At 72.2% G+C, this 20,380-nt stretch carries 17 protein-coding genes; 11 read left to right on the forward strand and 6 right to left on the reverse strand.

Going from position 1 to position 20,380, the window contains the following annotated elements; genetic code table 11:
- The first annotated feature begins 190 nt into the window (after positions 1 to 190).
- From ACZ45E_RS00725 to ACZ45E_RS00740, 4 genes are all read left to right on the forward strand, one after another.
- Entirely contained in the window at positions 191 to 2,005 is a 1,815-nt protein-coding gene (locus ACZ45E_RS00725) for a methylmalonyl-CoA mutase family protein (protein ID WP_468214807.1), read from the forward strand.
- Positions 2,002 to 4,188 carry a methylmalonyl-CoA mutase gene (gene scpA, locus ACZ45E_RS00730; protein WP_468214810.1) on the forward strand — a complete coding sequence of 729 codons (2,187 nt, stop codon included), beginning with the start codon at positions 2,002 to 2,004 and terminating at the stop codon, positions 4,186 to 4,188. Before ACZ45E_RS00725 ends, scpA begins: the two co-directional genes overlap by 4 nt.
- Positions 4,189 to 4,200: 12 nt before the next feature.
- Positions 4,201 to 5,181: a methylmalonyl Co-A mutase-associated GTPase MeaB gene (gene meaB, locus ACZ45E_RS00735; RefSeq protein WP_468214812.1), complete on the forward strand. Its 981-nt coding sequence runs from the start codon at positions 4,201 to 4,203 to the stop codon at positions 5,179 to 5,181.
- Positions 5,182 to 5,288: 107 nt separating this feature from the next.
- Complete coding sequence (locus tag ACZ45E_RS00740; protein WP_468214815.1) at positions 5,289 to 6,629, forward strand: DEAD/DEAH box helicase; 1,341 nt, start codon at positions 5,289 to 5,291, stop codon at positions 6,627 to 6,629.
- A gap of 63 nt (positions 6,630 to 6,692) precedes the next feature.
- Here the strand turns inward: ACZ45E_RS00740 and ACZ45E_RS00745 are convergent, their stop codons facing one another.
- A complete protein-coding gene (locus tag ACZ45E_RS00745; RefSeq protein WP_468214817.1) occupies positions 6,693 to 7,766 on the reverse strand; it encodes a CU044_5270 family protein in 1,074 nt (357 codons plus the stop codon).
- On the reverse strand, positions 7,763 to 8,398 hold the full coding sequence (locus tag ACZ45E_RS00750; protein ID WP_468214820.1) for an RNA polymerase sigma factor: 636 nt from the start codon (positions 8,396 to 8,398) through the stop codon (positions 7,763 to 7,765). Before ACZ45E_RS00750 ends, ACZ45E_RS00745 begins: the two co-directional genes overlap by 4 nt.
- A gap of 254 nt (positions 8,399 to 8,652) precedes the next feature.
- Between ACZ45E_RS00750 and ACZ45E_RS00755 the strand changes: the two genes are divergently transcribed.
- Complete coding sequence (locus tag ACZ45E_RS00755; RefSeq protein ID WP_468214822.1) at positions 8,653 to 9,447, forward strand: SAM-dependent methyltransferase; 795 nt, start codon at positions 8,653 to 8,655, stop codon at positions 9,445 to 9,447.
- Between the two features lie 20 nt (positions 9,448 to 9,467).
- On the opposite strand, the gene ACZ45E_RS00760 is transcribed toward ACZ45E_RS00755, so the two are convergent.
- Both ACZ45E_RS00760 and ACZ45E_RS00765 read right to left on the reverse strand, forming a co-directional pair.
- On the reverse strand, positions 9,468 to 10,454 hold the full coding sequence (locus ACZ45E_RS00760) for an alpha/beta hydrolase (protein WP_468214824.1): 987 nt from the start codon (positions 10,452 to 10,454) through the stop codon (positions 9,468 to 9,470).
- Positions 10,455 to 10,731: 277 nt separating this feature from the next.
- Positions 10,732 to 11,760, reverse strand: coding sequence for a LacI family DNA-binding transcriptional regulator (locus ACZ45E_RS00765; protein ID WP_468214826.1), 1,029 nt, complete (start codon positions 11,758 to 11,760; stop codon positions 10,732 to 10,734).
- Positions 11,761 to 11,900: 140 nt separating this feature from the next.
- Here ACZ45E_RS00765 and ACZ45E_RS00770 point away from each other — a divergent pair, with 140 nt between their 5' ends.
- Genes ACZ45E_RS00770 through ACZ45E_RS00785 form a run of 4 tightly spaced genes read left to right on the forward strand, consistent with a single transcriptional unit; the run spans position 11,901 to position 17,396 of the window.
- Positions 11,901 to 13,205: an ABC transporter substrate-binding protein gene (locus ACZ45E_RS00770; protein ID WP_468214828.1), complete on the forward strand. Its 1,305-nt coding sequence runs from the start codon at positions 11,901 to 11,903 to the stop codon at positions 13,203 to 13,205.
- Positions 13,202 to 14,161 carry a carbohydrate ABC transporter permease gene (locus ACZ45E_RS00775; protein WP_468214831.1) on the forward strand — a complete coding sequence of 320 codons (960 nt, stop codon included), beginning with the start codon at positions 13,202 to 13,204 and terminating at the stop codon, positions 14,159 to 14,161. The genes ACZ45E_RS00770 and ACZ45E_RS00775 overlap by 4 nt, the downstream gene beginning before the upstream one ends.
- Entirely contained in the window at positions 14,158 to 15,003 is an 846-nt protein-coding gene (locus tag ACZ45E_RS00780; protein ID WP_468214834.1) for a carbohydrate ABC transporter permease, read from the forward strand. Before ACZ45E_RS00775 ends, ACZ45E_RS00780 begins: the two co-directional genes overlap by 4 nt.
- An 8-nt stretch (positions 15,004 to 15,011) precedes the next feature.
- Positions 15,012 to 17,396: a beta-xylosidase/alpha-l-arabinosidase gene (locus ACZ45E_RS00785; RefSeq protein ID WP_468214837.1), complete on the forward strand. Its 2,385-nt coding sequence runs from the start codon at positions 15,012 to 15,014 to the stop codon at positions 17,394 to 17,396.
- A 146-nt stretch (positions 17,397 to 17,542) separates the two neighbouring features.
- On the opposite strand, the gene ACZ45E_RS00790 is transcribed toward ACZ45E_RS00785, so the two are convergent.
- Complete coding sequence (locus tag ACZ45E_RS00790) at positions 17,543 to 17,809, reverse strand: hypothetical protein (protein ID WP_468214839.1); 267 nt, start codon at positions 17,807 to 17,809, stop codon at positions 17,543 to 17,545.
- Between the two features lie 143 nt (positions 17,810 to 17,952).
- On the opposite strand from ACZ45E_RS00790, the gene ACZ45E_RS00795 reads away from it, so the two are divergent.
- Both ACZ45E_RS00795 and ACZ45E_RS00800 read left to right on the forward strand, forming a co-directional pair.
- Entirely contained in the window at positions 17,953 to 18,633 is a 681-nt protein-coding gene (locus tag ACZ45E_RS00795) for a M15 family metallopeptidase (RefSeq protein ID WP_468214841.1), read from the forward strand.
- A 66-nt stretch (positions 18,634 to 18,699) separates the two neighbouring features.
- On the forward strand, positions 18,700 to 19,269 hold the full coding sequence (locus tag ACZ45E_RS00800; protein ID WP_468214843.1) for a DinB family protein: 570 nt from the start codon (positions 18,700 to 18,702) through the stop codon (positions 19,267 to 19,269).
- Between the two features lie 16 nt (positions 19,270 to 19,285).
- On the opposite strand, the gene ACZ45E_RS00805 is transcribed toward ACZ45E_RS00800, so the two are convergent.
- Positions 19,286 to 20,347, reverse strand: a complete 1,062-nt coding sequence (locus ACZ45E_RS00805; RefSeq protein ID WP_468214845.1) for a PP2C family protein-serine/threonine phosphatase — start codon at positions 20,345 to 20,347, stop codon at positions 19,286 to 19,288.
- Between the last annotated feature and the right edge of the window lie 33 nt (positions 20,348 to 20,380).

A 20,380-nucleotide genomic window follows, 5' to 3' on the forward strand; every position in this document is an offset into this window, starting at 1 on the left:
GGACAGATTCGCGTCACGAGTCAGGGGTGTCAACGGGCGCGGTCCGTATTTTTCTCTTGGATATCCGCATCTTGCGCGTACCCAGGGCCTGCCGGGCGCCGATAGAGGTTCGGCGCCCGGCAGGCAAGGTAAACAAGGTCACACCTCCGCCACCTGCTGCTCGTCCCCGGATCTGCCCTAGCATCCGGGCATGACGGTCCTGCCTGACGACGGGCTTTCCCTGGCAGCCGAGTTCCCCGGCGCGACGCATGAGCAGTGGCAGCACCTGGTCGCGGGTGTCCTGCGAAAGTCGGGCAAGGAAGTCTCGGCCGGCGAGGCGGAAGCCGCCCTGTCCACCGCGCTGGAGGACGGGCTGCGCGCCCGCCCCTTGTACACAGCCGACGTCGACACGCCCCCCTCCGGCCTGCCCGGCTTCGCCCCCTTCGTACGCGGCGGCCGCGCCGAGGGGAACACGGTCGGCGGCTGGGACGTACGCCAGCGGCACACGCTCGCCGCGTCCGGCCCGGTCCTGGCCGACCTGGAGAACGGCGTCACCTCGCTCTGGCTCACGGTCGGCGCCGACACCGGCTCCCCCGTCTCCGTGCTCGCCCCGGCCCTCGACGGCGTCTACCTCGATCTGGCCGCCGTCGTGCTCGACGCGGGCGCCGAGACCGACGCCGCCGCGCGCGAACTGCTGCGGCTGTACGAGGAGAAGGGCGTCGCCCCCGAAGCGGCCCGGGGCAACCTGGGCGCGGACCCGCTGGGCCACGAGGCGCGGACCGGGGACTCGTACGACACCGGACCGGTCATCGAGCTGGCGCGGCTGTGCGCCCGGCGTTATCCGGGGCTGCGCGCGCTGACCGTGGACGCGCTGCCGTACCACGAGGCCGGCGGCTCGGCCGCGCAGGAACTGGGCTGCTCCCTCGCCACCGGTGTCGCCTACCTGCGCGAGCTGACCGGCGCGGGGCTCGACGTCGAACAGGCGCTGGCGCAGCTGGAGTTCCGCTACGCCGCCGGCGCCGACCAGTTCCTCACCATCGCCAAGTTCCGTGCGGCGCGGCGGCTCTGGGCGCGGGTGGCCGAGGCCTGCGGCGCGCCGCGCTCCGGTGCGCAGCTCCAGCACGCGGTGACCTCGCCGGTGATGATGACGCGCCGCGACCCGTGGGTGAACATGCTGCGCACCACGATCGCGACGCTGGGCGCGGGCGTGGGCGGCGCGGACTCCGTCACAGTGCTCCCCTTCGACCACGCGCTGGGGTTGCCGGACGCGTTCGCCCGGCGCATTGCCCGCAACACCTCCACCATCCTCATCGAGGAGTCACACCTGGCCCGGGTGATCGACCCGGCGGGCGGCTCCTGGTACGTGGAGCGACTGACCGACGAACTAGCCCACGCGGGCTGGGAGTTCTTCCAGCAGATCGAGCGGGGGGGCGGTCAGGCCGCCGCCCTGCGCTCCGGTACGGTCCGCGACCGGCTGGCCGAGACCTGGTCCGCACGGAGCAAGAAGCTCGCCACGCGGCGCGAACCGGTCACCGGTGTCAGCGAGTTCCCGCACCTGGCCGAGAAGCCCGTGCTGCGTGAGCCGGTGCCCGCAGCGCCGTCCGGCGGACTGCCCCGGGTGCGCCGGGACGAGGCGTTCGAGGCGCTGCGGGCCCGCTCCGACGCACACCTCGCCGCGACCGGGGCCCGGCCCCGCGTCTACCTGGCCGCCCTGGGCCCGGCCGCCGCGCACACCGCCCGGCTCACCTTCGCGGCCAACCTGTTCCAGGCGGGCGGCGTCGAGCCCGTCACCGACGGCGCGTTCGAGGAGAGCGGGGCACGGGACGTGTGCCTGTGCTCCAGCGACCCGGTCTACGAGGAGCGGGCCGAGACCGTCGCCCGGGAGCTGCGGGCGGCGGGCGCCCGGCACGTGTTCCTCGCGGGCCGCCCCGCCGAGCACGCCGGGGTCGACACGTATGTCTTTGCCGGCTGCGACGCCGTGGCCGTGCTGTCCGCCGCGCTCGACCGCATGGGAGTGTCCCGATGACCGCCCCCCGCATCCCCGACTTCTCCGCGATCGAGCTGGGGACCCCGGCGCCGGACGCCGGCCCCGGCGACTGGCGCGACGCGGTGAAGCGCGCCGCCGACGGCGACGACCTGCTGTGGGAGACGCCCGAGGGCATCGCGGTCAAGCCCCTCTACACCGGGCAGGACCTGGAGGGCCTGGACTTCCTGGAGACCTTCCCGGGTGTGGCGCCGTATCTGCGCGGCCCGTACCCGACGATGTACGTGAACCAGCCCTGGACGATCCGGCAGTACGCGGGTTTCTCGACGGCCGAGGAGTCGAACGCCTTCTACCGGCGCAACCTCGCGGCGGGCCAGAAGGGCCTGTCGGTCGCCTTCGACCTGCCCACGCACCGCGGGTACGACAGCGACCACCCGCGCGTCACCGGTGACGTCGGCATGGCGGGGGTGGCCATCGACTCGATCTACGACATGCGCCAGCTCTTCGACGGCATCCCGCTGGACAAGATGACCGTGTCGATGACGATGAACGGGGCCGTGCTGCCCGTACTGGCGCTGTACATCGTGGCGGCGGAGGAGCAGGGCGTCGCGCCCGAGAAGCTGGCCGGGACCATCCAGAACGACATCCTCAAGGAGTTCATGGTCCGCAACACCTACATCTATCCGCCGAAGCCGTCGATGCGGATCATCTCCGACATCTTCGCCTACACCTCGCAGCGGATGCCCCGCTACAACTCCATCTCCATCTCCGGCTACCACATCCAGGAGGCGGGTGCGACAGCCGATCTGGAGCTGGCCTACACCCTCGCCGACGGGGTGGAGTACATCCGGGCGGGGCGCGAGGCGGGTCTGGACGTGGACGCGTTCGCGCCGCGGCTCTCGTTCTTCTGGGCGATCGGCATGAACTTCTTCATGGAGGTCGCCAAGCTCCGCGCGGCCCGCCTGCTGTGGGCGAAGCTGGTCAGGCAGTTCGACCCGAAGAACGCCAAGTCGCTCTCCCTGCGCACCCATTCGCAGACCTCGGGCTGGTCGCTGACCGCGCAGGACGTCTTCAACAACGTCACACGTACGTGCGTGGAGGCGATGGCCGCCACCCAGGGCCACACCCAGTCACTGCACACCAACGCCCTCGACGAGGCGCTCGCCCTGCCCACCGACTTCTCCGCGCGCATCGCCCGCAACACGCAGCTGCTGCTCCAGCAGGAGTCCGGGACGACCCACTCGATCGACCCGTGGGGCGGCAGCGCGTACGTGGAGAAGCTCACGTACGACCTCGCCCGCCGGGCCTGGCAGCACATCCAGGAGGTGGAGGCCGCGGGCGGCATGGCCAAGGCCATCGACGCGGGCATCCCCAAGCTCCGCATCGAGGAGGCCGCGGCCCGCACCCAGGCCCGGATCGACTCCGGACGGCAGCCGGTCATCGGCGTCAACAAGTACCGGGTGGAGACCGACGAGCAGATCGACGTCCTCAAGGTCGACAACTCCTCCGTGCGGACCCAGCAGATCGCCAAGTTGCGGCGGCTGCGCGCCGAACGGGACGAGGCCGTCTGCCAGGACGCGCTCGATGCGCTCACCCGGGCCGCGGACGGCAAGGGCAACCTGCTGGAGCTCGCCGTGCGCGCGGCGCGCGCGAAGGCGACCGTCGGGGAGATCTCGGACGCCCTGGAGAAGGTGTACGGGCGCCACGCGGGCCAGATCCGTACGATCTCCGGCGTGTACCGCAACGAAGCAGGCGAGTCGCCGACCGTGGACCGCACCCGCAGCCGCGTCGAGGAGTTCGCCGAGGCCGAGGGCCGCCGCCCGCGCATCCTGGTCGCCAAGATGGGCCAGGACGGGCACGACCGCGGGCAGAAGGTGATCGCGACCGCCTTCGCCGACCTGGGCTTCGACGTGGACGTGGGCCCGCTCTTCCAGACCCCGGCCGAGGTGGCGCGGCAGGCCGTCGAGGCGGACGTGCACATCGTCGGGGTGTCGTCGCTGGCCGCCGGGCACCTCACCCTCGTACCGGCGCTGCACGAGGCGCTCGCCGAGGAGGGGCGCGCGGACATCATGATCGTGGTGGGCGGTGTCATTCCGCCGCAGGACGTGGCCACGCTCCTGGAGATGGGCGCCGCCGCGGTGTTCCCGCCCGGCACCGTGATCCCGGACGCCGCCCACGACCTGGTGGGACGCCTCGCGGCCGACCTCGGGCACGACGACCTGTGAGCCGGTGACTCCATGGCCATCGACCTCGACACGTATGTCAAAGGGGTGCTCGACGGGAAGCGGGCGGTCATCGCCCGCGCGATCACCCTCGTCGAGTCCACCCGCCCCCAGCACCGGGCGCTGGCGCAGGAGTTGCTGACCTCGCTGCTGCCGTACAGTGGCCGGGCGCGGCGGATCGGCGTAAGCGGTGTGCCGGGGGTGGGCAAGTCGACGTTCATCGACGCGTTCGGCACGATGCTCACCGGGCTCGGCCACCGGGTCGCCGTGCTCGCCGTCGACCCGTCCTCCACGAGGACGGGCGGCTCGATCCTCGGCGACAAGACGCGGATGGAGCGGCTCGCCGTCGACCCCGCGGCCTTCGTCCGCCCCTCCCCCACCGCCGGCACGCTCGGCGGTGTGGCCAAGGCGACGCGCGAGTCGATCGTCGTCATGGAGGCCGCCGGGTACGACGTGGTGCTCGTGGAGACCGTCGGCGTCGGCCAGTCGGAGACGGCCGTCGCCAACATGGTCGACTCCTTCCTGCTGCTGACCCTGGCGCGCACGGGCGACCAGTTGCAGGGCATCAAGAAGGGCGTCCTGGAACTGGCCGACGTGGTCAGCGTCAACAAGGCGGACGGCCCGCACGAACGCGACGCCATGACCGCCGCGCGGGAACTGGCAGGCGCGCTGCGCCTCATGCACGGCAAGGACGCCTTCTGGACGCCGCCCGTGCTCAGTTGCAGCGCCCGCGAGTCGACGGGGCTTGACGACGTCTGGGAGCGGCTCGAACAGCACCGCAAGCTGCTCGACTCCTCGGGCCGTCTCGCCGGCCGGCGCCGCGAGCAGCAGGTCGACTGGGCCTGGGCCATGGTCCGCGACGAGCTGCTCGGCAGCCTGCACGCCGACCCCTCGGTCCGCTCCCTGGCGCCCGGCCTGGAGCGGCAGGTCCGCGACGGTGAAATCACCGCCACGCTGGCCGCCGAGCGCATCCTCGACGCCTTCCGGAGCCGATGAGCCGTCCGGCCGGTCCGTGTTAATCTCAACCGTTTGGGCGGTCCCAGTTCATCGGTCAGTCACCCTGCCGGGCCTTCCTCGTACGTTCCCCTGACGGAAGGCTCCTCATGAACGACTCGGCACCGTCCTTCTCGGACCTGGACCTGCCGGCCGAAGTGCTGCGCACGCTCACCGAGCACGGCGTGCGGGAACCGTTCCCGATCCAGGCGGCCACGCTGCCCGACGCCCTCGCCGGACGTGACGTCCTCGGGCGCGGGCGCACCGGATCGGGCAAGACGCTCGCCTTCGGCCTGCCGCTGCTCGTGCGGACGGCCGGGCGGCGCGCGGAGCCGAAGCAGCCCCTGGCCCTGGTCCTCGTACCGACCCGGGAGCTGGCGCAGCAGGTGACCGAGGCGCTCACGCCGTACGCGCAGGCGCTGCGGCTGCGGTTGGCGACGGTCGTCGGCGGGGTGTCGGTCGGCCGGCAGATCGCCGCGCTGCGCGACGGGGCCGATGTCGTCGTCGCCACCCCCGGCCGGCTGCACGACCTGATCGACCGCAAGGCCTGCCGCCTCGGCCGCGTCCGGATCACCGTCCTCGACGAGGCGGACCAGATGTGCGACATGGGCTTCCTGCCGCAGGTCACCGAGGCGCTCGACCAGGTGCACCCCGACGGCCAGCGGATGCTCTTCTCTGCCACCCTGGACGGCGACGTCGAGCAGCTGGTGGGCAGCTACCTGCACTCCCCCGTCGTCCACTCCGCCGACCCGGCGACGAACTCGGTGACGACCATGGACCACCACGTGCTGGTCGTCCACGGCCCCGACCGGTACGCCGTCACCACGGAGATCGCCGCCCGTGACGGCCGTGTCCTGCTCTTCCTGGACACCAAGCACGGCGTCGACCAGCTCACCCGGCATCTGCGCGCCAACGGTGTGCACGCCGCGGCCCTGCACAGCGGCAAGTCCCAGCCGCAGCGCAGCCGGACGCTCACACAGTTCAAGGACGGCCGGGTCACCGTCCTGGTTGCGACCAACGTCGCGGCCCGCGGCCTGCACATCGACGACCTCGACCTCGTGGTCAACGTGGACCCGCCCACCGACCCCAAGGACTATCTCCACCGGGCGGGCCGCACCGCCAGGGCCGGGGAGTCCGGCCGGGTCGTCACGCTGGTGCTGTCGGGGCAGCGCCGCGAGGTGAGCCAGGTCATGGCCGAGGCCGGGATCGAGCCGACGGTCACCAAGGTGCGCTCCGGTGAGGCGGAACTGAGCCGCATCACCGGCGCAAGGGCCCCCTCCGGCACCCCGCTCGACAGCGCGCCGGCCGCGGCCAAGCCGAAGAACACCAACACGCCGTTCCGGGGTTTCGGCACCACGAAGGACACCTCCCGCGGCACGTCCCGCAAGTCCGGCGAGGCGCGCAAGCTGGCCGAGGCGCGCAAGGCCGCACAGGTGCGGCGCGGGCGCTGAGAACCCGTCTTTGCCCCCGGCGCGTCCTTGCGCGCTACCCCGGCCCGTCTCGAAGACAGGCTCTCAGCTCTGCTGTGCGGTGGCGGGCTCCTGTCCCGCCTTGTCGACCACCGCGTGCCCGAGCACGGCCGTGCTCGACATGAGGGTCCCGGCCTTGCCGTAGGTGGTGTCCTTGACGAGGTACCTGCGGGAGCCCAGGAAGGCGAGGTCGTCCTTGTCGAAGACCCACTCGGTGCGGGTGCCGAAGGTCGTGTCGTCGCGGGAGATCCCGACGCCGTGTCGGCCGATGGCGTCCTGGGCGCCGGGGGCCTTGGCGACGCCGGGGATCCTGGCCGCGGCCCGGTAGAGCGCGGCGGCGGTCTCGGGGGGCATCACCGTACCGACGAGGCCGCCGATGCGGTCGAAGACCGCCTGGTCGCGTTCTTGCTCCTCGGACTTCGGCGTGTTGGCGTACAGGTACGTCAGCAGCTTCTCGGGGTCGGTGGGCAGCGAGGCCAGCCAGTGGTAGGTGGGGCGGCCGAAGCCGGCGGGTGTGCCCTTGGTGTCCCCCAGTTCGGCGTTGATGGGGAGCGTCTCCCCATCGGTCCTGCTGATCCCGAGCCTGCGCAGCGGGCCCGGCTCCTGCGCGACCCACGACTCGGTCTCCTGGAGGGGGCCGACGACCGCCTTGCCGCTGGTCAGGTCCGCCCCGGTGCCCTTCTCACGGCTGTAGACGAACTGGTCGTCGCGCACCTGGAGCGCGTCGCCCTTGCTCGCGGCGAGGGAGATCCGGTCCAGGAGCACCGTCGCGGGCCGCGTCCCGGAGGCGTCGTGCCGCCGGGCCGCCGAGGTGGCCGGCGCGTCGTCGCCCGTGGCGACGACGACGCCCGCGGTGAGGATGCCGCCGAGGGCGAGTGCGGTCACCGGCACCAGCAGGGCGGGGCGCAGCAGGCGCCGGGCGGGGCGGGGGCGGGGAGCGGCCTGGTCATGGTCGATGCGCTGCATGAGTCGTTCCTTGTGACGGAGGTGCCGCTCGCGAGGGAGGCCCTGACGGGCCGGGGCCGGCAACAGCCGAGCGAGCTCCACGATGTCGGTGTCACGGTCCGCCTCGACCTCCGTGGCCGTCCGCTCGTCGTGCCTGTCGTGGTTGTCGTTCATGCCGTTTCCTCCCTCACGGGCAGGGCCGCGAGTGCGGCTTCACCAGTCATCTCTCCGCGGGCGGCACGCGGTTCCGGATTTTTCTGCGCCTCGTCGGCGAACCGGGCGAGTTTCGCGCGGGCCCGCGACAGGCGCGAGCGCACAGTCCCGACGGGGATGCCGAGCGCCTCGGCGGTCTGCTGGTAGTCGAGGCCCGACCACACGCACAACGTCAGAACTTCCCTCTCGTGGCGCCGCAGCCGGTCGAGCGAGCCCTGGACGGCGGCCAGCCGCCGCGTGTCGTCGACGCGTCCGACCACCTCGGGCGCGAAGTCCGCGACCACGGGCGGCTGCCGTTGGCGGGCCAGGAACGCCACCCGGCGGCGCAGTCCGCGCCGGGCGTTCTCCGCTTTGTGCGTGGCGATACCCAGCAGCCAGGGGCGGAGGGAACCTCCCTCGGTCTGCAGTCGTTCCCGTGCCCGCCATGCGGTCAGGAACGTCTCCGACATGATGTCTTCGGCCGTCGACCAGTCGCCGGTGAGCCACAGGGCGTGCTGGTAGACGGGGCCGGCGCACTGCTCGTACAGCTCGGCGAACGCACCGCGTTCACCGGCGCGTACGCGCTCGCGCAGATCGTTTTCTGAGTCCCTCACAGCCTTTACCTCTCCGCCGCGCCGGCGGAGTTCCAGTGACCTGCGCCACAGACGGGTACCGCGTCGACCAGGTGCTCCCCCGCGGCGAGCCCCGCCGGGCCGTCGCGCGGGGCCGGGACCCGGGCCCGACCCATCATGCGTGAGCCTCCCGGACGGCCCGCGGGCAGGACGGTCCCACCTGCCGTCGAGCGGCCCGTGCACTACTCTGTTCCGACCTCGAAACACGCCGGCCGACCCGACCCACGGAGCTGCTCGTGACCCAGGACAAACCGCTGGCGGACGGCCAGGCACCGCACTCGGCCCGGATCTGGAACTACTGGCTCGGCGGCAAGGACTGCTACGAGATCGACCGCGAGGTCGGCGATGCCATCCAGGCGGTCAACCCGGAGATCGTGCAGGTGGCCCGGGCGCAGCGCGCTTTCCTGGCGCGGGCCGTCGCCCACCTCGTGCGGCACGCGGGCATCCTCCAGTTCCTCGACGTCGGCACCGGGCTGCCCACCATCGACAACACCCATGACGTCGCCCAGCGCCTCGATCCCACCGCCCGGATCGTCTACGTCGACCACGACCCGGTCGTCCTGCGCCACGCCGAGGCCCTGCTGACCAGCACGCCGCAGGGCGCCACCGACTACATCGAGGCGGATCTGCGCGACACCGCGAGCATCCTCCGCCAGGCCGCGCACACCCTGGACCTCGGCCGTCCGGTCGCGCTGATGCTTCTCGGTGTCGTCGCCCATGTCACCGACGACCACGCCTACACCCTCGTCGAGGAGCTCAAGAGCGCGCTGCCCGCCGGCAGTCACCTGGTCCTGTGCGACAGCACCGCGGAGTACCACCCGGAGGCCACCCGCGCGATGGTCGAGCAGTGGAACAGCACCAGCGACAACCCGCGGGTCAACCGCACCCCGGCGCAGCTCGCCCGGTTCTTCGACGGTCTCGACCTCGTGGAGCCCGGCCTGACCTCCGTCTCCCGGTGGCGGCCCGCGACCGACGGCGCCGGTCTCCCGGCACCGGTCAGCAGCTTCGGCGGGATCGGCCGCAAGCCGTAGCGCACCGGCGGCGGCCGGTGTCAGTGGCCGGCCCGCAGCCCCCTGAGCAGCATTGGCAGCGAGGCGTGCAACTCGCGCTGCCAGTACGCCCAGCCGTGGGTTCCCGGGCCGTAGAAGTGGGTGGTCAGGCGGCGGGCGCCCAGGCGGTCGAGCCGGTCCGCGAGGGCCTGGTTCTGGCGGCCGAAGTCGGCTTCCAGGTCGCTGGTGGCGCCCGGCGCGTCCAGCGGGCCGGTGGTGCCGTCGCCGCACGACAGGTAGACGGGGAGCGACGTGAGGCGCCGGGCCAGGTGGTAGGGGTCGTGGGCCGCCCAGATGTCGCGCTGGGCGACAGGGTCGCCCCAGACGTCGCGCGGGTCGCCGCCCTGGCCCGCGAAGAAGCCCATGACGCGGTCGACGGACTCGTCGTTCAGGAGCGGGTGCACGGAACCGGAGTACGCCGCGGCCGCCTTGAACATGCCCGGGTGGCGGGCGGCGTACATCAGTGCTCCCTGGCCGCCCATCGACAGGCCCGCCACGACGCGGCGGCTGCCCGCTCCCCAGTCGCGTTCGAGGAGCCGGCGCAACTCCTGCGTGTGGAAGGTCTCCCAGGCGGGAGCGGCGCCCCGGCCCTGGTTCCACCAGTCGCTGTACCAGCCGTTCCAGCCGGCCTCCGGCATCACCACGAGGACGTCGCGCAGGCTCTCGACACCGGCGACGTCGGTCATGTCCGTCCACGACGTGTAGTCGCCGCAGCAGCCGTGCAGCAGCCACAGGGTCGGCCAGTGCCGGTGGCGGTCCTCCGGGTTCCAGCCGTCGGGGGTGAGGAGGCGGACGCCTACCGTGCGGTCGCCGAGCGCCGGGGAGCGTACGGACAGATCCACCTGGCGGTCGGCGACCTGTTCGACGGCGACGACCTCGGCGCCGCCCCGGGGATGCGCCGACGCCGGTGTGCGCGGCGTCAGGGTGAACAACAGCGCGGCCAGGACGAGCAGCAGGCAGCTGGTGCGGCGGATCGGTGCGGCGGTCATGGCGGCTCCCGTCGGTCCCCGGTGCGCTTCTTGCCGGGGCGCCGAGGTCGCCGGCGCGGTCCCGGGCCCCCGGACGGCGAGGACGGACAGTGCCGCGGCCACGCCGAGCAGTCTGCTGTTCACGAACCCCCCACGGGACACCTCACCTGACGGACAGCGGGCGGATGAAGCCCCCGCAACGGTGCGTGTGGCCGAGACCGCCAGTCAAGGCATGTACACGTAATTCATCCGGCCGTCCCCCCGCGCGGGGCCCACCGTCTCCCCCGGGGCCGGTCGGCTACGCGGTCGGCGCCGCCGTGCTCTTCCGTACGACGAGGCTCGTCGCCAGTTCGAGCCGCGTCGTCACCGGTTCCCGCATGCGCAGCCGCATGAGCATGTGCACCGCTTCCTCGGCCATCTGCCGCAGCGGCTGGTGCACCGTCGTCAGGGCCGGGCTCGACCACTGGGCCAGGGGCACGTCGTCGTAGCCGACCACGGACAGGTCCTCCGGGACGCGCAGGCCGCGCAGGCGGGCGGCCTCCAGGGCGCCGAGCGCCTGAAGGTCGCTGCCCGCGAAAATGGCGGTCGGCGGTTCGGGCAGGTCGAGCAGGTCCACGGCGCGCTCGCGGCCGCCCTCGACGTGGAAGTCGCCGTACCGCACGAGGTCGGGGTCGGCGGGGAGCCCGGCCATGCTCAACGCCGAGCGGTAGCCGTCGAGGCGGGCCAGCGAGCAGAGCATGTCACCGGGGCCGGTGATGATGCCGATGCGGCGGTGGCCGAGTTCGATCAGGTGCCGGGTGGCGACCAGTCCGCCGTTCCAGTTGGCCGAGCCGACCGAGGGCACGTCGGGGTCGGGGTCGCCCGCCGGGTCGATGATGACGAACGGGATGGAGCGCGACCGCAGGCGCTGCTTGACCTCGGTGGGCAGCGCCGAGAAGACCAGGACCACGCCGCGCGGCCTGCGCTGCAGCACGCCCTCGATCCACTCGGGGCCCGGCGCCTGGCGCGTGCCGCTCTCGGTCAGCACCACGCTGGCCTGATGCGCCTTGGCGACCTTCTCCACGCCGCGGATGAGCTCCAGCGCCCAGACGCTCTCCAGCTCGTGGAAGACGAGCTCGATGAGCGGGGCCTCGCGGGCGGCGCGCGTCGTGCGCCGGTAGGCGTGCTCCTCCAGAAGGCGCTCCACCCTGACCCGCGTCTGGCCCGCGACGTCCTGACGCCCGTTGAGCACTTTCGAAACTGTCGAAATGGAGACCCCCGCCTCCTGGGCCACCTGCGCCAGGGTGATCCGGCCCAACTCCTCGTCATCTCGCATGTTGAGGAGCATAAGGCACCGTCAACCGCCCCCGCCTCGTAACACTTTGGTAACTCGGCTACTCGGGGTTGACCCCTCCATGGGCGACACCTAGCGTCCCGACGTGTGAACTTTCGGTACTTGAGCCGAAAGATTTTCGGGAGGGCGAAACCATGACTCGACGCGCACGGCTGCCCAGGTCTGTCGCCGCAGGCGGAGCGGCACTGGCCTTGCTGCTCACCCTTGCGGGATGCGGGGACTCCGACTCGGTCGGCGGGGGCGACGGCAAGATCCACGTCCTGGTGTACGGGGACTCGGCCAACAAGGTGGAGAAGCAACTGATCGCCGACTTCAACAAGAAGTCGAAGGTCAAGGCGGTCCTGGACACCATTCCTGGCGCCGACTACCAGGCCAAGCTGCAGACGATCATCAGTAGCAAGCAGGCCCCTGATGTCTTCTACAACTGGGGCGGCGGCAGCATCAAGCCGTTCGTCGACGCGGGGCTGCTGCTGCCCCTGGACGACTTCATCGCGAAGGACCCGGGGCTGAAGTCGAACTTCCTGCCGTCCGTGTTCAACAGCGCCCTGGTCGACGGAAAGCCGTACGGCGTCCCCATGCGCGGCACCCAGCCGGTCCTGCTCTTCCACAACAAGAAGGTCCTCGACAAGGCGGGTGTCGAACCGCCCAGGACGTGGGACGAGCTGCTCACCGCCGTCAAGGCGCTCAAGTCCGAAGGTGTGACGCCGATCGCGCTCGGCGGCGGCGACCGGTGGCCGACCCTGATGTGGTTCGAGTACCTCTACGACCGCATCGCGGGGCCCGACCTGTTCCAGAAGGCGGTCAAGGGCGACAAGTCGGCCTGGGAGAGCGCCGACAGCAAGAAGGCGCTCGGCATGATCCGGCAGCTGGTCGACGCCGGCGCGTTCGGCTCCAACTACGACTCCGTGAAGTTCACCGACCAGGGTTCGGCGACGCTGCTCGCCACCGGCAAGGCCGGATTCGAGCTGATGGGCTCCTGGGAGTACTCGACCCAGCAGGAGGCGCACCCCGCGTTCGCCAAGAAGGACTTCGGATACACCTCCTTCCCGACGGTCACCGGCGGCAAGGGTGAGGCCGGCGACCTCGTCGGCAACACCAACAACTTCTACTCGGTCCTCAAGAAGACGAAGTACCCCGACGCCGTCGCGGAGTTCCTCAAGTTGCAGTACTCGGACACGTTCGTGAAGGCGCACCTCGGCATCGGCAACCTGCCCACCACGACGAACACGGCCGAGCACCTCGACGAGGCCGCGAGCCCCGACTACGCGAAGTTCCAGTACGACCTGGTGAAGAAGGCGCCGTCCTTCCAGCTGTCGTGGGACCAGGCGTACCCGCAGTCCGCGGCGACCGCCATGTACCAGGCCGTCCAGCAGTTCTTCAACGGACAGCTGGACGAGGACGGCTTCATCAAGGCGATGCAGGCCCTGCCCACCTCATGACCAGTGACCTCATGACCGACCGGCGCGCCCCCGGCAAGCGGCTGCGCGCGCCCTCGACCGCCACGCGCGGCGGCGGGCACGGCGCCGGGGTGGGCCGTCCCGGCGTCGGCTGGGCGGTCCCCGCCGCCGTGTTCTTCGGCCTCTTCGCCCTCGTTCCCCTCGTCCTGGTCGCCGTCCTGTCGTTCGCCAGCTGGAACGGTCTGACGGACCCGGAGTTCGTCGGCCTCGACAACTGGCGCAAGATCTTCGCCGATCCGGTGATGCTGGAAAGCCTGTGGCTGAGCGTCCTGCTGACCGTGCTGGGCGTCGCCGTACAGACGCCGCTCAGTCTCCTCCTCGGCGTCTGGGCCGCCGGGCACCAGCGCAACCGGGCCGTCCTGTCCGCGATCTACTTCGTGCCCCTGCTGCTGTCGGCGGCCGCCGTGTCCGTCCTGTGGCGGGCCGTCCTCGACCCGAACTTCGGGGTTCCGGCCCAGGCCACGTGGCTGTTCGGTGACGGCAACCTCTTCGGGCACCAGTCCACCGCCATCGGCGTTCTCGTGTTCGTGAGCACGTGGCAGTTCACGCCGCTGCACACGCTGATCTACCAGGGCGCCGCCCGCGCCGTGCCGCCGGTCCTCTACCAGGCGGCGCAGATCGACGGCGCGGGCACCGTGCGCCAGTTCTTCCACATCACCCTGCCGCAGCTGCGCAACAGCATCATCACCTCGACGATCCTGATGGTGGTCGGCGGCCTCACCACGTTCGACACGGTGCTCATCCTCACCCAGGGCGGGCCCGGCACGGACACCACCATCAGCGCGTACTACATGTACCAGAAGGCGTTCAAGAGCTTCGACTACGGCTCGGCCTCCGCGGTCGGCCTCCTCCTGGTCCTCGTCGCCACGCTCGTCTCGCTCGTCATGGTGCGGCTGTCCGGCTACGACAAGATGCGCAGCCAGATGGAGGGCCTGTGAGCGGTACCAAGACCGGGTCAAGGCGCCGGGAGAGCCCCAACTACCTCGCCGGATTCGGCTCGTTGGTCTGGCTGTTCCTGGTCGGACTGCCGCTGTACGTGATGCTGGTCGCCACGTTCCAGTCGCGCTCCGACTACGGCGGCAACGGCCCGCTGTCCCTCCCGAAGCACTTCACGCTCGACAACTACGTCAACAACTTCAACAGCGGCTTCGGCCAGTACTTCGTCAACACCCTTCTCGTCACGGTCTGCGTGGTCGGCATCGTCCTGCTGCTCGTGCCGCCGCTCGCGTACGCCATCGTGCGCGGCAGCGGCCGGCTCACCGGCGGGGTCTTCCGGCTCTTCCTGCTGGGCCTCGCCATCCCCGCGCAGGCCGTCATCGTGCCGATGTTCTACGTGATCAGCGAGGCCGGCCTCTACGACCACCTCATCGGCGTCATCCTGCCGACGGCCGCCTTCGCCATGCCCGTGTGCACGCTCATCCTGACCGGGGCCATGCGGGACATCACGCCCGAACTGTACGAGGCGATGACCGTGGACGGCGCCTCACCGTGGCGGACCTTCTTCCGTCTGGTGCTGCCGCTCTCCCGCAGCGGCCTCTCGACCATCACCGTGTACTCCGCGCTCCAGGCGTGGAACGGCTTCCTCTTCCCGCTGGTCCTCACCCAGTCCGCGGACTCCAAGGTCATCACCATGGGTCTCTACGACTTCCAGACCGAACACGGCGTCGACATCCCTGGCCTGCTCTCCGCGGTCGTGCTGTCCATGCTCCCCATCCTGATCGTCTACCTGTTCGCCCGTCGTGCCCTGGTCCAGGGGCTGATGGGAGTCGGAGGAAAGTGACCGACCACATGACCCGAGCGGACCGAGCACCCGACGCGTCCCCCGCCCCGCTGTGGCGCGATCCGAGCGCCGCCCCCGCGGACCGGGCCGACGCCCTGCTCGCCGAGATGTCCCTCGAGGAGAAGATCGCCCAGCTCTTCGGCGTCTGGGTGGGGGCCTCCGCCGAGGGCGGCGACGTCGCCCCGTACCAGCACGACATGGAGGAGGCGGTCGACCTCGACGAGCTGCTCCCGCACGGGCTCGGCCAGTTGACCCGGCCGTTCGGCACCGCGCCCGTGGACCCGGCCCTCGGCGCGCTCTCGCTGGCGCGGACGCAGCGCAGGATCGCCGCGGCCAACCGGTTCGGCATCCCCGCCCTCGCCCACGAGGAGTGCCTGGCCGGGTTCGCCGCCTGGGGCGCCACCGCCTATCCGGTACCGCTGTCCTGGGGCGCCACCTTCGACCCGGGCCTGGTCCGCGAGATGGCCGCGGCGATCGGGCGCGACCTGCGCTCGGTCGGCGTCCACCAGGGCCTCGCCCCGGTCCTGGACGTCGTACGCGACGTCCGCTGGGGCCGCGTCGAGGAGACGATCGGCGAGGACCCCTACCTCGTCGGCACGATCGCCACCGCCTACATCCAGGGCCTGGAGTCCACCGGGACCGTCGCCACGCTCAAGCATTTCGCCGGGTACTCCGCGTCCCGGGCCGGACGGAATCTCGCCCCGGTCTCCATGGGGAGCCGCGAGTTCGCGGACGTGGTGCTGGCCCCGTTCGAGATGGCCGTGCGGGAGAGCGGCGTGCGGTCCGTGATGCACGCCTACACCGACACCGACGGCATCCCGTCCGCGGCCGACGAAGAGCTTCTGACCGGACTGCTCCGGGACACCTGGGGCTTCGGGGGGACGGTCGTCGCCGACTACTTCGGCATCGCGTTCCTCCAGACCCTGCACGGCGTGGCGGGTTCCCTCGGGGAGGCGGCCGGTGCCGCGCTCGCGGCCGGCGTCGACGTGGAGCTGCCGACGGTGAAGACCTTCGGTGAGCCCCTGCGCAAGGCGATCGCGGACGGGTCCGTACCCGAGCGCCTGGTGGACCGTGCGGCCCGCCGGGTCCTCGCCCAGAAGGCCGAGCTCGGCCTCCTCGACCCGGACTGGGACCCGGCCCCCGCCGCCCTCGCGCGCGTCGCGGCGGAGCGGGCGCGGGGCACGGTCGACCTGGACCCCGAGGGCAACCGCGAGCTGGCCCGCCGCGTCGCCGAGGAGGCCGTGGTGCTCCTGGCCAACGACGGCACGCTGCCCCTCGCGCCGAACCCGCCGGCCCGCGTCGCCGTGATCGGTCCGCTCGCCGAGGTGCCCACGGCCGTGCTGGGCTGCTACTCCTTCCCTGTGCACGTCGGCAGCCGTACGCCGGACACCCCGCTCGGCATCGAACTGCCCACGCTGCACGAGGCGTTGATGGCGGAGTTCCCCGGGTCCGAGATCGTCACGGCGCGCGGGCTCGACGACGTGGACGCACCGCGCGGGGCGGAGTTCGCCGCGGCCGTCGAGCTGGCGCGCGGCGCCGACGTCGTCGTCGCGGCGCTCGGCGACCGGGCCGGCCTCTTCGGGCGCGGCACCAGCGGCGAGGGCTGCGACGCCGCCTCCCTCGACCTGCCCGGGGCGCAACAGGAGCTGCTCGACGCGCTGTTGGACACCGGTACGCCCGTCGTCGTGACGCTGCTCGCCGGGCGCCCCTACGTCCTGGGCCGGGCGGCGGACGAGGCCGCCGCCGTCGTGCAGACCTTCTTCCCCGGCGAGGAGGGCACGCGCGCGCTGGCCGGCATCCTCAGCGGTCGCGTCCGCCCCTCGGGCCGGTTGCCGGTCGGTGTCCCCCGACAGGCCGGGGCGCAGCCCGCGACGTATCTCGCGGCGCGGCTCGGGCACGCCTCCGAGGTGTCGAACCTCGATCCGGGCCCGGTCTTCGGGTTCGGCCACGGGCTGACGTACACGACGTTCGAGTGGAGCGAGCTGGAGGTGGCGAACCGCGTGGCCGCCACCGACGGCGAGTTCGAGATCGCGTGCACGGTCCGCAACACCGGGGCGCGGCCCGGCACCGAGGTCGTCCAGCTGTATCTGCACGACCCGGTGGCCTCGGTGGTGCAGCCCGTCCAGCGGCTCGTCGGCTACGTACGCCTCGACGAGCTGGCGCCGGGCGAGGCGGTGCGGGTCCGGGCGAGGGTCCCGGCCGATCTGGCCTCGTTCACCGGGCGCGCGGGCCGGCGGATCGTCGAGCCCGGCGAGCTGGAGCTGCGGCTGAGCGCGTCGAGCACCCGGCCCCTGCTGACCGCGCGCGTCACGCTCACCGGCGCCGTCCGGGAGGTCGACCACCGTCGCGGGCTGCACGCCCGGCTGACGTCGGAGCCGGCGCCGGGCGCCTGACCGGGCCCGTCCGTCCGGCCGCCGGTCAGGGGCGGCCGGATGGGAGCCGCCCGACCTGCCGAAAAACTTTCGGCGATCGCGCGCCCCGCGGCTGCGGACGTCACGCCGCTGTCAGGTCGACGCGCTCACCCTCCCTCCGCCCGGCGTCACGGCGCATCGCCCTGCCAGGCGAGACGGCGCCCGGCGGCGTCCACCGGCCCGTACAGCGCGCGGCCCCCGGGGCCGAACGCGCCCAGTTCGGTCAGGAGCGCGACGACACCGCGCGCTTCCTCGGCGGACCGCTCGGTGACGTCCAGGAGCAGCCCGTCGAGCGGGCCGCCCACCAGCTGCGCGTAGGTACGCCAGGGCCGCGGGCCCGCGTCCTCGTGGTCCGCCCCGTACACCCGGCCCCGCATGAACTCCTCCTCGTCCATGCCCTCCACCCTCGCAGGCGCCACTGACAATCGGCCGCCGCGCCTCCCGCGGGGCGTGGCCCGGATGGTGCCAGGGGGTCTCGTACGCAGCAGTCCCGGCGTTTCACGGGGGCCGCGCGGGACGCGCCCTCTACGTTGACCCGGTGCCCCACCGATTCCGCTTCCTCCTGTTGACGGCCGCTCTCGCCGCGGTGCTCGCCATGGTGTCCGTTCCGCCGGCGGGCTCCGCCCCGGCCCGCGCCGCGGCTGCCCCACCGCCCCGTTTCACGTACGAGGTCAGTGGTGTCACCGCCGCCCAGCTGGGCCGTACCTGGCATCGCGGCTGCCCGGTCGGCCCGGACCGGCTCCGCCTGATCCGGCTCGACCACTGGGGGTTCGACGGGCAGGTGCGCCGCGGCGAGATCGTCGTGCACCAGGCCGTGGCCGACAAGGTGGTGTACGTCTTCGAGAAGGCGTTCGCCGCACGGTTCCCGATCCGCAGGATGCGGACCCTGGCGGCGTACGACGGCAGCGACATCGCGGCGATGGCCGACGACAACACCTCCGCCTTCAACTGCCGTGAGGTGACCGGGAATCCGGGGGTGCTCTCCCAGCACTCCTACGGTGACGCCGTCGACATCAACACCCTGGAGAACCCGTACGTGGACGTGCGCGGCCAGGTGCATCCGGCGGCCGGTGCCCCCTTCCTCGACCGGCGCAGGCGGGACCCGGGCATGCTGCGCGCCGGGGACGCGGTGACCACGGCGATGCGCGACATCGGCTGGCCGTGGGGGGCTCGCTGGGCGCACCCCGACTACCAGCACTTCTCCGCGAACGGCCGCTGAGCCGCGACTGCCCGCACCCGGTGCCCCCCTTGGGCCGGGCCGGGGGGGGCAGGGCAGACTCCCGGCATGAGCGAGAGCGAACAGAAGAAGGACCTGCTCCTGTACCTCCAGCAGGCCCGCGACGCGCTGCTGTGGAAGCTGGAGGGCCTCTCGGAGTACGACGTCCGCCGCCCGCTGACGCCGACCGGCACCAACCTGCTGGGCCTGGTCAAGCATGTGACCGCGGTGGAACTGGGGTACCTCTGCGACACCTTCGGCAGGCCGCACGGCGAACCGATGCCCGGCCCGGACGACGATCTGTACGCCACCCCCGACGAAACGCGCGAACTGATCGTGGAACGCTACCGGCGAGCCTGGGCCCACGCCGACGCCGCGATCCGTGAACTCCCCCTGGACACGGTCGGCACGGTGGCGTGGTGGCCGCAGGAACGCAATGCGGTGACGCTGCATCACGTGCTGGTCAGGGTGCTGGGCGACACGCAGCGCCATGCCGGGCACGCCGACATCCTGCGGGAGGGCCTCGACGGCGCGGTGGGGTGGCGCGAGGACAACGACAGTCTGTCGTCGAACGATCCGGCCTGGTGGCAGCGGTACCGTGACCGGCTCCAGCAGGTGGCCGAGCAGGCCGCGACGTAGCCGGACGCCGGGCGGGTCAGGGCTCGCGGTGGCGGAGCAGCAGCATCGCCGCGTCGTCGTGCAGCGGACCCTTCGCGTGGTCCACGAGGTCCGAGCGCAGCCGCTCGATGGCGGCTTCGGCGTCGGGGTCCTTGAGCAGGGCCCCGCGCTCCGCCAGCGGGTAGAAGTCGCCGGCCCCGTCCCGTGCCTCGCTCACCCCGTCGGTGTACAGCAGGAGTTGGTCGCCGGGTGCGAAGGGGACGGTGTACGGGGTCGGCCGCTCCCCGCCGTGCATGCTCAGGCCGAGCGGCAGCGCGTACTGGGGCGGCTCCGGGAACAGCGCGGTGCCGTCGGCGCGCACGATCAGCGGGGCGGGGTGCCCGAAGTTGAGGAAGGTGACGTCGCGGCCGCCCCTCGGCACCTCGACGAGCAGGGCGCTGACGAACCGCTCGCCGTCCAGCTCCCGGTCGACGGCGCGCGCCAGTCTGCGGCCGAGGCCGGCCAGTCCGGGCTCGTCGTGGGCGGCCTCGCGGAAGGCGCCGAGGACGAGCGCGGCGGTCTCCACGGCCTCCAGGCCCTTGCCCTGTACGTCCCCGATGACGGCCCGGGTGCTGCCGGGGGCCACCACGACCTCGTACAGGTCGCCGCCGATCCGCGCCTGGGCCACGGCCGAGGTGTAGGAGACCGCCACGCGCAGTTCGCCCGCGACGCGCGGCACCGGCCGCAGCAGCACCCGCTGTGCGACCTCCGCGATGGAGCGGACACTGGCCAGTTCGGCGTCGCGGCGCTCCCTGAGGGCCACCGCGAGCAGCCCGGCCGCGGTCACGCCGGCGATGCTGACCGCCGCGATGTAGACGCGTCGCCGGCCCAGCGTGCCGTCGCAGGCGGCGAGCCCGACGCACAGCAGGACGGCCAGGGCGCCGATGCGGGCGGTGCGTCGTTTGCTGCCGACGAGGCCCGCGAAGGCCGGGCCCAGCGACATGAGGGGCAGCAGGCCGAACCCGGTGGGCGTCGCCGCTTCGACGGCGGCCACGAAGGCCATCACGCAGTACGGCAGAGCGGGCAGCACCCGCCCGTCACGCCCCGTCGTCCCGCTCATGCGCTCCCCGCCCGGCGTCTCGTCAGTCGCTCC

It is taken from the genome of Streptomyces sp. NPDC030991, from assembly GCF_055571235.1.

Bases quoted from the DNA above. Each gene is read 5' to 3' on its own strand.
- scpA (WP_468214810.1), top strand. From the start codon at position 2,002: ATGACCGCCCCCCGCATCCCCGACTTCTCCGCGATCGAGCTGGGGACC.
- ACZ45E_RS00775 (WP_468214831.1), top strand. From the start codon at position 13,202: ATGACCAGTGACCTCATGACCGACCGGCGCGCCCCCGGCAAGCGGCTG.
- ACZ45E_RS00805 (WP_468214845.1), bottom strand. From the start codon at position 20,347: ATGAGCGGGACGACGGGGCGTGACGGGCGGGTGCTGCCCGCTCTGCCG.
- ACZ45E_RS00790 (WP_468214839.1), bottom strand. From the start codon at position 17,809: ATGGACGAGGAGGAGTTCATGCGGGGCCGGGTGTACGGGGCGGACCAC.
- ACZ45E_RS00745 (WP_468214817.1), bottom strand. From the start codon at position 7,766: ATGAACGACAACCACGACAGGCACGACGAGCGGACGGCCACGGAGGTC.
- ACZ45E_RS00770 (WP_468214828.1), top strand. From the start codon at position 11,901: ATGACTCGACGCGCACGGCTGCCCAGGTCTGTCGCCGCAGGCGGAGCG.
- ACZ45E_RS00800 (WP_468214843.1), top strand. From the start codon at position 18,700: ATGAGCGAGAGCGAACAGAAGAAGGACCTGCTCCTGTACCTCCAGCAG.
- ACZ45E_RS00760 (WP_468214824.1), bottom strand. From the start codon at position 10,454: ATGACCGCCGCACCGATCCGCCGCACCAGCTGCCTGCTGCTCGTCCTG.
- meaB (WP_468214812.1), top strand. From the start codon at position 4,201: ATGGCCATCGACCTCGACACGTATGTCAAAGGGGTGCTCGACGGGAAG.
- ACZ45E_RS00740 (WP_468214815.1), top strand. From the start codon at position 5,289: ATGAACGACTCGGCACCGTCCTTCTCGGACCTGGACCTGCCGGCCGAA.
- ACZ45E_RS00765 (WP_468214826.1), bottom strand. From the start codon at position 11,760: ATGCTCCTCAACATGCGAGATGACGAGGAGTTGGGCCGGATCACCCTG.
- ACZ45E_RS00785 (WP_468214837.1), top strand. From the start codon at position 15,012: ATGACCCGAGCGGACCGAGCACCCGACGCGTCCCCCGCCCCGCTGTGG.
- ACZ45E_RS00725 (WP_468214807.1), top strand. From the start codon at position 191: ATGACGGTCCTGCCTGACGACGGGCTTTCCCTGGCAGCCGAGTTCCCC.